Below are 12991 nucleotides of genomic sequence, written 5' to 3'. Positions count from 1 at the left end.
CACCCTTGGCGGTTGGCTTATAATGAATTTGGATGGCAGGGGCGGCTGGATTCGAACCAACGGATGCCGAGATCAAAACCCGGTGCCTTACCACTTGGCGACGCCCCTAATGCGGCAGAACTTTAAAGGTTTTAAAAGATAATGTCAATATATTTGAGCAAATATCAATATAAAACAAGTCTGTCTAAGATATGGCAGGGGCGGCTGGATTCGAACCAACGGATGCCGAGATCAAAACCCGGTGCCTTACCACTTGGCGACGCCCCTAAATTCGATATTATGTAATGGCAGGGGCGGCTGGATTCGAACCAACGGATGCCGAGATCAAAACCCGGTGCCTTACCACTTGGCGACGCCCCTATCAGGTAACTTTAAAATGTCTTAGAGGTGATTCTGTTAAACTGTTGACCAAGTAAGCTTTACAAGGCGCGTTTTGCAAAATTTGCTCTATATCCATTTCATCGGTTACTTCAGTAAAAACACAAGCACCTGTACCTGTAAGCTTTGCTAGACCAAATTGATCTAAATATTGCATTGCTTCATCTACTTCAGGGTATAACTGTCGAGCCAGAGGTTCAAAGTTATTTCCAAAATTAGAAGGTTGTAACTGATAGGCGCAAAATGTAGTGATCTTAGAATCTCTTGTCAATGTTTTTTGTGAAAAAAGCTGTTGAGTGCTGATAAAACAGTCAGGTTTTAAAATTATGAATTTTTTTTGAGCTAAGTCTATGAATGATAAATGTTCACCGATGCCTTCGGCCCATGCATTGCGACCTAAAACAAAGATCGGAACATCTGCACCTAACTGCACAGCATACTCGGCCAATTTTTGTTCATTTAAGCCGCATTGCCAGAGCTGATTCAGTACAATCAATGTCGTTGCTGCATTGGATGAACCACCACCGAGACCGGCACCCATCGGAATATTTTTTTCAATGCTTATATTTAGCCCACATGGTTTTTTTGCATGTGGGCGCAATAATTGTGCGGCACGATAGATTAAATTTTGTTCGAGTTTGACTTCGCTTAAACCTTTAATTTGAATGATTTGCTCTGGATTTTGCTCGAAAGTCATCCAGTCATATAGATCAATCAGTTGAAAAATAGTCTGTAATTCATGATAACCATTGTCACGACGACCTGTAATATGTAGAAACAAGTTCAATTTAGCAGGGGAAGGCACTCTAATCATAAAAACAATCTAAATCATCGGTTTTGAATCACCATTGTAATACGGTTTTCTTTGTTATCGGCAAGTGCTTGCTTCAATAAAAGTTTATTGGGAAGGGTTTGCGCATCGTTATAGCTAAAATCAACCGTCCAGCCATCTTCAACTAATTGCTTTAGACGATTACTTTCATCTTTATTCACTTGTGCATTTTGAGTCGCGGGTTTAGCTTGTACCCAATAAGCGAGATGCATAATTGGTGCTTGCCAACCGGTTGCTTTTTCTAATAATTCTTCAGGTGTTTCAGCCGTAATTAGACCTGTTTTGGCACTGTTTAATGTTACTTCACCCGGTTTACCTTCGATCTGGGTTTTACCGACACCTAAAATTCCTGTGAGTTCAATATCAAACTGATCCTGTTGTTGAACCCATGTGAAAAAAGCACTGCCTGATTGTTGTGGTGTGCGGACACCGATTTTACCTTGTAAGTTAAAATTATTTTCATCTTGAATTTGTGGTGATGCAATCACTTTATTTGGCTGACTTAAATGTTGGCAACCAGTTAAAAATAGAACGCTACTACTACAAACGGTGATGCATAATTTTGAAAACAAGCGCATGAATTTAACTCTTTTTTACGGTGATGGGTAAGATTAAGCTATCAAGTTGTTGTAATTGTGGGGCATTGGCATGTTTTTGTTTCAATTGCTGTAACACCTCGCTAAATTGCGTGAGTGCGCCTTGCATATACAGGGCTTTGGCATAACGAATACCAATATTGACATTCTCACTCAGCGAATACGCTTGGCCCAAGACTTTGGATGCGGTATCAAAATCATTTTGTAAAAAGGCGATATAGCCTAATGTGTCTAGGATAGATGCCTGTTCTGGGGCAAAATCTAGCGCTAGTTCTGCATATTTACGTGCTTCTTTAAGGCGACGGTTTTGCAGTGCCAGTGTATAGGCATAAGCATTGAGATAGGTTGGGCTGTTGGGCTCAATTATTAATAGTTGCTTTAATGTCTTGTCTAGTTTATCTCGATCGGTATATGGGTCGAGTAATAATACTTCGGCATAAATCAATTCTGGGTCATCTGGCAAGCTCTTGATCGCTTCATCCAGTAAAGCTAGAGCTGCTTTTTTATTATCCATCTTCTTTAAAATATCGGCCTGTGCTTGATATAGGAAACTGGCATGTTGTGGATAATTCACCCGTTCTTGGGTCAAGAAGCGTAAGGCATCATTCAGTTGGCCTTGCTTCTCAAAGATCGCAATCATATTGCGCCGAGAAACGATATATAAACTGCCATCAACTAGGCGATAGTATGCTTTTGCCGTTTCATAATGTTGTTTGCGTTGTGCATTGATCGCAAGGTAATAATAAGCCTCATTTTGATATTTTGCCGATGAGCGCAATTCAACCAGATATTGTTCGGCTTTTTCGTATTGCTTTAAGTCAATACTGGTCAAGCCTGCAATAAAGAGCGCTTCTTCTGCCTTGGGATGGTCTTTAATAATATCTTCAAGTTTATCCAAGGCCTCTTGTTGCTGATTGATTTGAATGTAATAGCGCGCTTCCGCCATTCGTACATCAATATTATTCTTATTTTTGCGACTGGCTTGAGCAAACCATTTTTGAGTTTCCTCGTCATTGCGCAAAGCCATCAATAAATTAGCTTTCATTAAAATGAAACTGGTTGACTTTGAACGTTTGCGTAATGCACGATTAATATTATTCAGTGCTTGTTCATACAAACCATCTTGCGCTTCTAAACCTGCAATTAAAGCGAGAATAGAGGGATTGTTACGCTCCTCACTGGCACGGAGCGCATTGAGTAGAATCTCACGATCTTGTGCCTGTTCAGGTGCAATACCTGCCAAAATCTGTTCAAGATCGGCAGTAGGATCAATATTTAGAATCTTATCCAGCGTCTTGGCTGCTAACTCATATTCATGTGTTTTTAACGCGATATGGGACAAATAGAAGAGGGCTGGAACATCTTTGGGTTCTTGTTCAACCCAATGCGTGGCAATATTTAAAGCAGCTTGTAAATCATTGTATTCTAGAGCAATGTCTAAAGCGCGTTGTTTAATGGTGGTTGAATTACTACGAATCGCAAGCACAGTATAATTATGTAGTGCGGTTGCAATATCGTCATAAGCAAGAGAAAATTCAGCAATCATGCTCTGTTGTAGTGCATGCTCAAAGCTCTTATCCGCATACATGTCGTGTATTGCTTGTGCAGAGACATAAGAGCTCATGCTACCTAACAACAAGATTGTGGTAGAATACCGTCTAATCGTCTTGCCGCTAAAAAGGGTACGGCGATATAGCTGACGCAATTTTTATTGATCCAAAGTAATGCTTTTTATGACACCGATGTTGCACAATAACATAAATTTAGCGAAATGATGATCTGATATGTCTTTCTTTGCATTGGGCGTCAACCATCAAACAGCCTCTGTTGAACTTCGCGAACAAATTGCTTTCAATGCAGAGCGATTAGCTGCGCTATTGCTTGAACAAAACCAACATGCATCACTGAATGATTTGGTGGTGGTGTCGACCTGCAATCGTACCGAAGTGTATGCCATGACTGAAGATGCGGATAGCGTCTTGAGTTGGCTGGCCCAAGTGAATAATATTGATGTAAAACAGTTAATTCATCATGTTTATCGTTACGAAAATGCCCAAGCTGTTACACATTTAATGCGTGTTGCCAGTGGTTTAGATTCATTGATGTTGGGTGAGCCGCAAATTTTAGGGCAAGTGAAAAGTGCATTGGCGTTGTCAAAAGATGCAGAAACTGTTTCGCCTGAATTGAATAGTGTATTTGAATATGCGTTTTATGCAGCAAAGCGTGTCCGTTCTGAAACCTCGGTAGGAAGTCATGCTGTTTCAATGGGTTATGCTGTTGCGCAACTGGCCTCACAAGTGTTTAGCCATACTGAAAAACTCACAGTGATGGTGGTCGCGGCAGGTGAAATGAACACATTGGTTGCCAAACATTTAGCCGAAATGGGGGTTGCTAAAATCCTGATTTGTAACCGTAGTCGTGAACGTGCTGATCTATTGGCACAAGAAATTGCCCATCAAGTTGATGTTGAAATTATTCCTTTTGCAGAGCTTGCACAGCATTTGCATAGAGCGGATGTGGTCTCAAGTTGTACAGGTAGTTTGCATCAAGTGATTGAATATTCAGATGTTAAAGTTGCACTTAAAAAGCGTCGCTATCAACAGATGCTCATGGTCGATTTAGCTGTTCCCCGTGATATTGATCCCAAAGTAGAATCATTGGATAACGTCTATTTGTACGGTGTTGATGATTTACAAAGTGTGATTGATGAAAATCTGGCACAACGTCGTCAAGCAGCGGTTGAAGCTGAGATTATGGTCAATCAATTGGCGACCCAATTGATGACCCAGCAAAAGGTCAAAGAGGCGAGTGGCACCATTCAGGCCTATCGCCAACATAGTGAAGAAGTGAGTCAAAAAGAATTGGCGCATGCTTTAGAGTCGTTGCAACATGGAAATACTGCTGAACAGGTCTTACAAGAGTTTGCACATCGTCTGACACAAAAGCTGATGCACCCAACCTCAATTTTACTTAGAGAAGCAGCTAAAGCTGAAAATCCAGATTATTTTGAATGGCTACAGCAACATCTACAAGATGTGTTTGAACATGAGCGTAAGCCACGTCAGTAATCATCATTAAGACAATAAACGCAAACTAATCTGTTTGGTCAATTCATTCAATTGTTGACGTAAATTACGCGATTCAATTAAAGAAATGGGCGATTTTAGTTTTAAGCGCAAATATTTCTCTTGTAGCCCCAGCGCATATTCTTTCGCCAGTTTATCGGCAACTTCAGGTGCTTGGGTTAAGGATTGGATATTGGTACGTTGCATAATATCAGCCAGTTCATGGCTATAACTACTACAAGCGCCTAGCACATAATAGGTTGCAAGTTCCTGATCATCAGGAAGATCATCAAATACAAGATTTAGTGCTGCTAAAATCTTCGCCAATAATTCATTTTGGTCAATCACTGCTCGTAGTTCTTCAAAATGAATATAGAGGAAGGGGTGATGCATCAGAATTGCTACCGCAAAATCTTCATCTTTGGTCTGAATATTAAAAGATAAAGAAGCATCATGGCTGATTTGTGGTGTAAATCGTTTTCCAAGCCCAAGTTTTTCACGGAAAGACTGACTCAGCAAATAACGAAATGAACCGTGTTTGGGCAGTAGTTCCGTTAATTCACGCAGTTCACCCATGACCAAGCTTTTGCCTTCAGGGGTGCTGACGTCATGCTGTCCAGTTAAATGTGCAAACACAAAGTCAGATAATAGAGGTGCTTGTTGTAATAATTTTTGGAAATTTTCTAAACCTTCTCGACGAATCAGCGAGTCAGGGTCATGTTCATTGGGAAGCACAAAGAATTTTAATTCACGACCATCATTGAGCAGAGGTAGTGCTATTTCTAGCGTACGACGTGCTGCTTTTTGGCCTGCTGCATCACCATCAAAAGCAATGGTAATACGAGAATTTTGTTTAAACAGGGTAGTTAAATGATCGGCATTACTGGCCGTTCCCAGTGTCGCCACTGCACCATTGATACCATATTGCTGTAAGGCAATCACGTCCATATAACCTTCTACCATCAGCCAATCATTGGCTTTGAGTTTACGGCCTTCGTATAGGCCATAAAGCAGCTGGTTCTTATGGAATACCTCAGAATCAGGTGAGTTGATATATTTTGGTTTAATCTCATCGTTTAAGGCGCGACCACCAAAACCTACCACACGTCCTTTATGATCGCGGATCGGGAAAATCACCCGTTCACGCAATAAATCGAAATCTCGACCGCTATCACTGGAACGAATTAAGCCCAGTTGTTTTAAGCCTTCAATATCTTGTGGGAAGGCTTTTTCTAAATGTTGCCAATCCTCTGGTGCATAACCTAAGCGCCAAAATTGAATGGTTTGTGTGGATAAACCGCGCTGTTTGAAATAGTTTTGTGCTTTCTGGCTATTGGGGAGTTGACGTTCATAAAACTGAGCGACATTTTCTAACAAGTCGTAGAGATTACCTTCTTGTACCTGTTCTTGAATGTTAAATGAAGGATCAAACTGCGCAAAGGGATCATCCATATAATGATCCATATCAACAAAATGATCGTCCAGTGCTTCTTGGATAGAAGCGGCGGGTGCGGTCTGCTCTTGCTGGGGCTGTGTGATTTGCGGAGTTGTGACCTGTTGAGGGCTGCGTTTATAGGACAGTTTTTTATTATCGTGATTATCTTTAGGGAGTTCGATGCCTGTCTGATTAGATAAATCTTTCATTACATCGACAAAGTTACGGCTGTCAATGTCCATCAAAAAGCGAATGGCATTACCATTGGCTTGGCAACCGAAACAATGATAGTACTGCTTATCTCGATAAACATGGAATGAGGGTGACTTTTCCTGATGGAAAGGACAGCAACCCGAATAGGTTCGCCCCGTCTTTTTTAACTTCACACGTTGACCAATCAAATCGACAATGTCGGTTCGATCTAAAATTTGATCAATCGTATGTTGTGGAATTGCCATGTGTGTTTAACCATTTAAGACGGGGAGTAGAACATTGTTGCACTGCAAAATGTCAGGAATCATTGTTGCATAAAATAAAAAACAGGCAAGGGAGACTTGCCTGTTTGATGTATCAGATGATTGCAAATTAGTTTGCAGCATCGTCCTCAGATGTATTGCTCGCCTCTGGCTTATCTAATAGGCCAAAGCTTAAACGGTTTTTCCAACTCGGTTTATTTTCCGTGGTCGCTGCTGGTGCTTCAGGTGCTACCACTGGAGCAGGTGTTGCTTGTTCGGCTTCAGGTTTATCAAACAAACCGAAGCTGAGGCGGTTGGTTAAGCTACGTTGTTCAGTATCGCTGCTTACTTCATCTTTTTTCGCTTGAACTGTTTTAGATTCACGACCTAGCAAACCTAAAGTTGCACGATTCACCCAGCTACCTTCTTTACGTGCAGCACGTAAATTCACTTCACCATTCGATTTTACGAGATTTGGATAGTTGAGTTTTAAGATATCAATATACTGTTGAGAGGTCGCATTATCGCCAAGTTTTTGATAGCTATAAGCTAAAGTAGCTAATGCTTCTGGCGTTTGTGGTGTTTGCGGATAGTGTTCAATCACCCATTGTGCGCGCTCAGCAGCTGCAAGCCATGCTTTGCGCTCAATATTGAAACGCGCTGCGTTCATTTCGCTTTCAGCCAATTCTTGACCAATAAACTTCATACGCTGTGCAGCATCAACCGAATATTGGCTACTTGGGAAGCGACGAATCAGTTCTACGAAGTTTTGATAAGCAACTTTGACATAGCTCACATCACGGTGTGATTGCTGTAAAGAAGTATAGCGAATCAAACTATCGTAATTCATTTCCATGTTAGCTACGCCACGAACATAGTAGGCATAATCAACATTTGGATGTTGAGGATTTAAGCGAATGAAACGATCTGCAAGGGCAATCGTACCTTCATAATCTTTTTGCTTGAATTTCGCATAAAGCAGCTCAAGTTGAGCTTGTTGCGTATATTGCCCAGTTGGATAGTACGTGTCTAAAGCTTCAAGTGACTTTACTGCATCGGTATATTGATTGCGTTCAAGCGATTTTATTGCTTTTTCAAAATAAACTTGTTCACTCGATTGTGGTCCTTTATCCACCACATCTTTCTTACTTGGATTGCTGCTACAGCCCACAAATGCAGACGCTACACCTAAAGATAGTGCAAGCACCGTAATTTTATAACGTGGTAGCGACATAAAAACTCCTCTGTTATTCTGGGCAATGAGCTACAATGGTGCTATTAAACCATTTTTGTACCGATCATCAAATGACTTCAGCACAATCTTCCAATTCAAACATCTCTGAAACAGATTTCTTACTCGAAGATTCTGTGGATGCAGATAATCATAATTCCGACTCAACTGCAACACGTTTATCGTTGCAAATTCAACTTGATGAAAACTATTTAGGTCAACGTATTGATCAGGTTGCCGCATTGGTTTGGAGCGAGTTTTCTCGCGAAAAACTCAAGCAATGGATGAAAGACGGTCATCTGTTGGTAAATGGTAACATTGTTAAACCTAAGTACCGTTGTGAAGGCAATGAGCTGCTTACGCTTGAAGTTGAACTTGAAGCGCAAACTTCAAGCCAACCTGAAAATATTCCATTAAATATTGTCTATGAAGATGACGATATTATTGTGATCAATTAAAAGAAGTGGGGATGGTCGTTCATCCGGGCGCAGGCAATCCAACTGGAACCTTGGTGAATGCGTTACTTTATCATGCGCCAAAATTGGCAGAGCTGTCTCGTGCAGGCTTGGTACACCGTATTGATAAAGACACCAGTGGTTTATTGGTGGTTGCAAAAAATCTGGAAGCTCAATTTTCTCTGAGCAAGCAGTTAGCCAAGAAAACCGTTTATCGCGTTTATGATTTAGTTGTGTATGGCAATGTCATTGCGGGTGGCACTATTGATGAGCCGATTAAGCGTCATCCTGTAGATCGTGTCAAAATGGCGATCTTACCGGGCGGGCGTGATGCGGTAACACATTATAATGTGAAAGAACGCTTCCGTGACTTTACCCGTATTCAAGCACAACTTGAAACGGGACGTACCCATCAAATTCGTGTGCACTTTAGTTATCTTGGGCATGGTTTAGTTGGCGATCCTGTTTATGTCAATCGTGTGCGTTTCCCTGCAGGTGCATCAGAAACATTAACTGATAAGTTACGTAGCTTTAAGCGTCAAGCTTTGCATGCAGCCAAACTCGGTTTGGTACATCCGCGTACGGGTGAAGAAATGATGTTTGAAGCACCTTGGCCAGAAGATTTGACACAATTGGTTGAAGTCCTGCGCAGTGAGAATGAAGCGTATTAAGTAAAGCTCTACCTCCCTCCTTAAAGGAGGGAGACTTTTTTGAATTCAATGTCTTACAGTGCTTTAAATTCCCTCTCCTTTTAGGAGAGGGTTAGGGAGAGGTTGAAGGTAGAAAATATAGCTCAGGAGATATTTATGGAATTTGTACAAGATCTGCCGAAAGGGGTCTATGTTGCACAAACACGAATTGAACATGCTCAAACCATTGCAACATCGAATCAAAATCTATCAGGATTTAATTTGGCTTTACATGTCAATGATGAGGCGCAACGTGTTCAACAGCATCGCATGATATTACTAAATCAGTTATCTGCATTTGGTGTAGATAAAATTACATGGATGACACAAACGCATAGCACTATTTGCCATACCGTGAATGAACAAATTCCATTTGTTGCCCTTGAAGGCGATGGCTTAGTTACGCAAAAAACAGGTCATGCTTTAATGATGATGACAGCTGATTGTCTGCCTGTGGTGTTGGGCAATGCCGAAGGTACTGAAGTTGCCAATCTACATGCCGGTTGGCGTGGCTTGGCTAATGGGATTATCGAAAATACAGTCGCTGAAATGCAGTCTCAGCCAAGTTGGGCATGGTTGGGTGCTGCGATTAGTCAACCGTGTTTTGAGGTTGGAGCAGAAGTCAAAACAGCATTTTGTGAAAAATATCCTGAGCTCGACACTGCTTTTATTGCTGGTCAAGTTGAGGGTAAATATCAAGCTGACCTTTATGCGATTGCTCGTTTTATTTTAAACCGTTTGGGTGTGGAAACGGTTTTAGGTGGAGATCAGTGCTCATATCAACAAGCCGAAGACTATTTCTCTTACCGCCGTGATGCAAAAACAGGACGAATGGCTACTTTTGTATTTATGCAATAGATTGCATTCGTTGCGTTGTTGATTCGCCATGTCGTAGTGAAAATGTTAAACTTGATCTAATTCATTGGTTTTTAAAATTCTCCATGTCTGTTATTGAGCAAATTACTCCCCAAGTTAAAGTTTGTGTGGTTTATCATAGTCCTTATGGACATACGGCCAAAGTTGCGCAATATATTACTCAGGGTGCCGAGCAGGCAGGTGCAGAGGTGCATCTCATTTCTGTGGCTGCGCCGCAGTGGGACTTATTAGACCAAGCAGATGTGATTGTTATTGGTTGTCCAACGTATATGGGTAGTCTCACAGCTGCATTGAAACAATTTATGGAAGATTCGTCTAAGCGTTGGTTGGCGCGGGCATGGCAAGGAAAACTGGCTGCTGGTTTTACCAATGGGGGTGGTCTCAGTGGCGATAAATTGGCGGTATTGCAGCAGATTAATTTATTTGCGATGCAACATGGCATGGTGTGGGCTGGTTTGCCATTTATGCCAACAGGAAGAAGTACTTTAGATATTAACCGTATGTCGAGCTTTCTGGGTTTAATGACCCAGTCAGATAATGCCAGTGTTGAAATTACTCCACCAGAAGGTGATTTGGAAACTGCACGTAAGTTCGGAAAATATTTAGCCGAATTAAGATTAAAGCATATCCCAGTTTAATTTTGAACGAAAAAAAACCTCCAATAATTGGAGGTTTTTTTTATTTATACAGCAGACGAGATTTATCACGTTGCCAATCACGGTCTTTTTCTGTGGCACGTTTGTCATGTAATTGCTTACCTTTCACCAGTGCAATTTCCAACTTAACCAAACGGCCTTTCCAGTAACAAGCCAACGGCACACATGAATACCCTTTTTGATTCACAGCACCCAAAAGCTTTTCCAACTCACGGCGAGAGAGTAGCAATTTACGCGTACGCGTTGCTTCTGGAACCACATGGGTTGATGCAGACAATAACGGCTGAATTTGTGAGCCCAGCAAAAAAGCTTCGCCATTTTTAAAAATTACATAGCTTTCAGTGAGGGTCATACGTCCAGCACGCAAAGACTTTACTTCCCAGCCTTGGAGGGACATGCCTGCTTCAAATTTTTCTTCGATAAAGTAATCGTGACGCGCTCTTTTATTTTGAGCAATCGTGCCACCATTATGTTTTTTTACAACTGTTGCTTGCGCCATAATCTAAACTTCCACAATTACAGCTATTGTGCCGTAAAACGCAACCTTTTTCCATTGTTTAGGAATTTCGCGTTTAGGCCGAACATTTGTTAAAATACGCGTCTTATCTCATTAACTAGAGTACAACGCATGTCTAAAACACGTGTGATTTATCCGGGGACTTTCGATCCAATTACCAATGGACATGTTGATTTGGTTGCAAGGGCATCAAAAATGTTTGATGAAGTTGTGGTTGCAATCGCGATTGGTCATCATAAAAATCCTGTGTTTAGTTTAGAAGAGCGTGTTGAATTAGCCAAAGCATCATTGAGTCATTTGACCAATGTTGAGTTTGTTGGTTTTGATGGTTTGCTGGTTAACTTCTTCCGTGAACAGCGTGCAACAGCCGTACTCCGTGGTTTAAGAGCAATTTCTGATTTTGAATATGAGTTTCAACTGGCGAATATGAACCGTCAACTTGACCCGCATTTTGAATCAGTCTTTTTAACTCCCTCTGAGCAATATTCATTTATCTCATCGACATTGGTAAGAGAAATTGCTCGTTTAAAAGGTGATGTGACCAAATTTGTGCCTGCCATTGTGGTTGAGGCCTTTGAACGTAAACATCAACAAGGTTGGTAGCGTGTCTTTATATATTACAGATGAATGCATTAACTGTGATGTCTGTGAACCTGTTTGTCCCAATGAAGCGATTTATATGGGTGAGCTGATTTATGAGATCGATCCAGCATTGTGTACAGAATGCATCGGTCATCATGATCAGCCACAGTGTCAGTTGTTTTGTCCCGTTGATTGTATTCCGCTCGATCCGCAACATGTCGAATCGCATGATGATTTGATGGCGAAATACAAAAAGTTAACTGGGCAAAAAAATGCGAGCAATTAACTTCGATCTTTGATAAGATGCGCCACGAAGTGGGCTGGACGGTCGCTGCTGTGGAGGTCTCCGTGACTGAAACAGGGGAGGAAAGTCCGGGCTTCATAGGGCAAGGTGCCAGGTAACGCCTGGGCGGCGAAAGTCGACGGCAAGTGCAGCAGAGAGTAGACCGCCTCATTCGTGAGGTAAGGGTGAAAGGGTGCGGTAAGAGCGCACCGCGTGTCTGGTAACAGTTCACGGCAAGGTAAACCCCACCAGAAGCAAGACCAAATAGGAATCCTGAGGCACGGCCCGTGCTGGATTCGGGTAGGTCGCTTGAGCGTATGAGTGATTGTACGCCTAGAGGAATGATCGTCCTCGACAGAACCCGGCTTATAGGCCCACTTCTCAAATTTTTTAAAATTGTGCTTGACGTGTGTATTGAAAGTTAAGATAATGCGCCCACAGTTTTCGGCTATGTAGCTCAGTTGGTTAGAGCACCGCACTCATAATGCGGGGGTCACAAGTTCAAGTCTCGTCATAGCCACCATTTTATAGACCACGCTCCTGCGTGGTCTCTTTTTGTCTGCAGTTTTTGTAATCTTCAAAACAATCTTTCTTTTGACTCAATATTTGCGATTTATTTTCACTTTGATAAACACTCTATCGTCATCAAATTTTATCATGAGTAACTAGATCTGTTGAAATTTGATCAATTGATGGCTGATAGCATAAAAACTGTTCATATGTTCTATATTTTCAAGATCATAGACTTGACCAACTGAATCGGAAACTAGATAATGCGCACACAGTTTACGGCTATGTAGCTCAGTTGGTTAGAGCACCGCACTCATAATGCGGGGGTCACAAGTTCAAGTCTCGTCATAGCCACCATTTTAAAAACCACGCTCCTGCGTGGTTTCTTTTTATCTGCTGATTGCGTAAAAATAATTCATCAGATGTACAAA

At 41.6% G+C, this 12991-nt stretch carries 11 protein-coding genes, 5 tRNA genes, 1 other RNA gene and 1 pseudogene; 9 read left to right on the top strand and 9 right to left on the bottom strand.

Annotated elements, in window-relative coordinates; all coding sequences use genetic code 11:
- Positions 1-33 precede the first annotated feature (33 nt).
- The 6 genes from F896_RS05270 to F896_RS05295 all read right to left on the bottom strand — a co-directional run bounded on the left by F896_RS05270 (position 34) and on the right by F896_RS05295 (position 3511).
- A tRNA-Gln gene (locus tag F896_RS05270) sits at positions 34-108 on the bottom strand.
- Positions 109-192: 84 nt separating this feature from the next.
- Positions 193-267, bottom strand: a tRNA-Gln gene (locus F896_RS05275).
- Between the two features lie 18 nt (positions 268-285).
- Positions 286-360 (bottom strand) — tRNA-Gln (locus F896_RS05280).
- A gap of 1 nt (position 361) precedes the next feature.
- Positions 362-1192 (bottom strand): 4-(cytidine 5'-diphospho)-2-C-methyl-D-erythritol kinase, encoded by an 831-nt coding sequence (gene ispE, locus F896_RS05285; RefSeq protein ID WP_016164520.1) that lies wholly within the window; start codon positions 1190-1192, stop codon positions 362-364.
- A 14-nt stretch (positions 1193-1206) separates the two neighbouring features.
- Positions 1207-1788, bottom strand: a complete 582-nt coding sequence (lolB, locus tag F896_RS05290) for a lipoprotein insertase outer membrane protein LolB (RefSeq protein ID WP_016164519.1) — start codon at positions 1786-1788, stop codon at positions 1207-1209.
- A gap of 4 nt (positions 1789-1792) precedes the next feature.
- Positions 1793-3511, bottom strand: a complete 1719-nt coding sequence (locus F896_RS05295) for a tetratricopeptide repeat protein (RefSeq protein ID WP_005205482.1) — start codon at positions 3509-3511, stop codon at positions 1793-1795.
- A 79-nt stretch (positions 3512-3590) separates the two neighbouring features.
- Here F896_RS05295 and hemA point away from each other — a divergent pair, with 79 nt between their 5' ends.
- Entirely contained in the window at positions 3591-4874 is a 1284-nt protein-coding gene (hemA, locus tag F896_RS05300) for a glutamyl-tRNA reductase (protein ID WP_016164518.1), read from the top strand.
- Between the two features lie 6 nt (positions 4875-4880).
- Here the strand turns inward: hemA and F896_RS05305 are convergent, their stop codons facing one another.
- The gene (locus F896_RS05305; RefSeq protein WP_016164517.1) at positions 4881-6764 is read right to left on the bottom strand and encodes a DNA primase; all 1884 of its coding nucleotides are present in this window, start codon (positions 6762-6764) and stop codon (positions 4881-4883) included.
- 127 nt (positions 6765-6891) lie between these two features.
- Entirely contained in the window at positions 6892-7995 is a 1104-nt protein-coding gene (locus F896_RS05310) for an outer membrane protein assembly factor BamD (RefSeq protein WP_016164516.1), read from the bottom strand.
- 71 nt (positions 7996-8066) lie between these two features.
- On the opposite strand from F896_RS05310, the pseudogene rluD reads away from it, so the two are divergent.
- From rluD to F896_RS05320, 3 genes and pseudogenes are all read left to right on the top strand, one after another.
- Positions 8067-9118 (top strand): annotated as a pseudogene (gene rluD, locus F896_RS0119995) (23S rRNA pseudouridine(1911/1915/1917) synthase RluD).
- Between the two features lie 135 nt (positions 9119-9253).
- Positions 9254-9994: a peptidoglycan editing factor PgeF gene (pgeF, locus tag F896_RS05315; RefSeq protein ID WP_016164513.1), complete on the top strand. Its 741-nt coding sequence runs from the start codon at positions 9254-9256 to the stop codon at positions 9992-9994.
- 83 nt (positions 9995-10077) lie between these two features.
- Positions 10078-10650 carry a flavodoxin family protein gene (locus F896_RS05320; protein WP_016164512.1) on the top strand — a complete coding sequence of 191 codons (573 nt, stop codon included), beginning with the start codon at positions 10078-10080 and terminating at the stop codon, positions 10648-10650.
- Between the two features lie 40 nt (positions 10651-10690).
- On the opposite strand, the gene smpB is transcribed toward F896_RS05320, so the two are convergent.
- Positions 10691-11167 carry an SsrA-binding protein SmpB gene (gene smpB, locus F896_RS05325; protein ID WP_005210928.1) on the bottom strand — a complete coding sequence of 159 codons (477 nt, stop codon included), beginning with the start codon at positions 11165-11167 and terminating at the stop codon, positions 10691-10693.
- A gap of 129 nt (positions 11168-11296) precedes the next feature.
- Here smpB and coaD point away from each other — a divergent pair, with 129 nt between their 5' ends.
- The 5 genes from coaD (at position 11297) to F896_RS05345 (ending at position 12917) form a co-directional block, all read left to right on the top strand.
- Positions 11297-11788, top strand: a complete 492-nt coding sequence (gene coaD, locus F896_RS05330; RefSeq protein WP_004805114.1) for a pantetheine-phosphate adenylyltransferase — start codon at positions 11297-11299, stop codon at positions 11786-11788.
- 1 nt (position 11789) lies between these two features.
- On the top strand, positions 11790-12053 hold the full coding sequence (locus tag F896_RS05335; RefSeq protein WP_004805118.1) for a YfhL family 4Fe-4S dicluster ferredoxin: 264 nt from the start codon (positions 11790-11792) through the stop codon (positions 12051-12053).
- Between the two features lie 26 nt (positions 12054-12079).
- Positions 12080-12435: RNase P RNA component class A (gene rnpB / locus F896_RS20235), an RNA gene on the top strand.
- 61 nt (positions 12436-12496) lie between these two features.
- Positions 12497-12573, top strand: a tRNA-Met gene (locus F896_RS05340).
- A 267-nt stretch (positions 12574-12840) separates the two neighbouring features.
- Positions 12841-12917, top strand: a tRNA-Met gene (locus F896_RS05345).
- Positions 12918-12991 lie beyond the last annotated feature (74 nt).

Source organism: Acinetobacter genomosp. 15BJ (assembly GCF_000400715.1).
Lineage (GTDB): Bacteria > Pseudomonadota > Gammaproteobacteria > Pseudomonadales > Moraxellaceae > Acinetobacter.
This window is presented reverse-complemented; position numbering and strand designations above follow the sequence as displayed.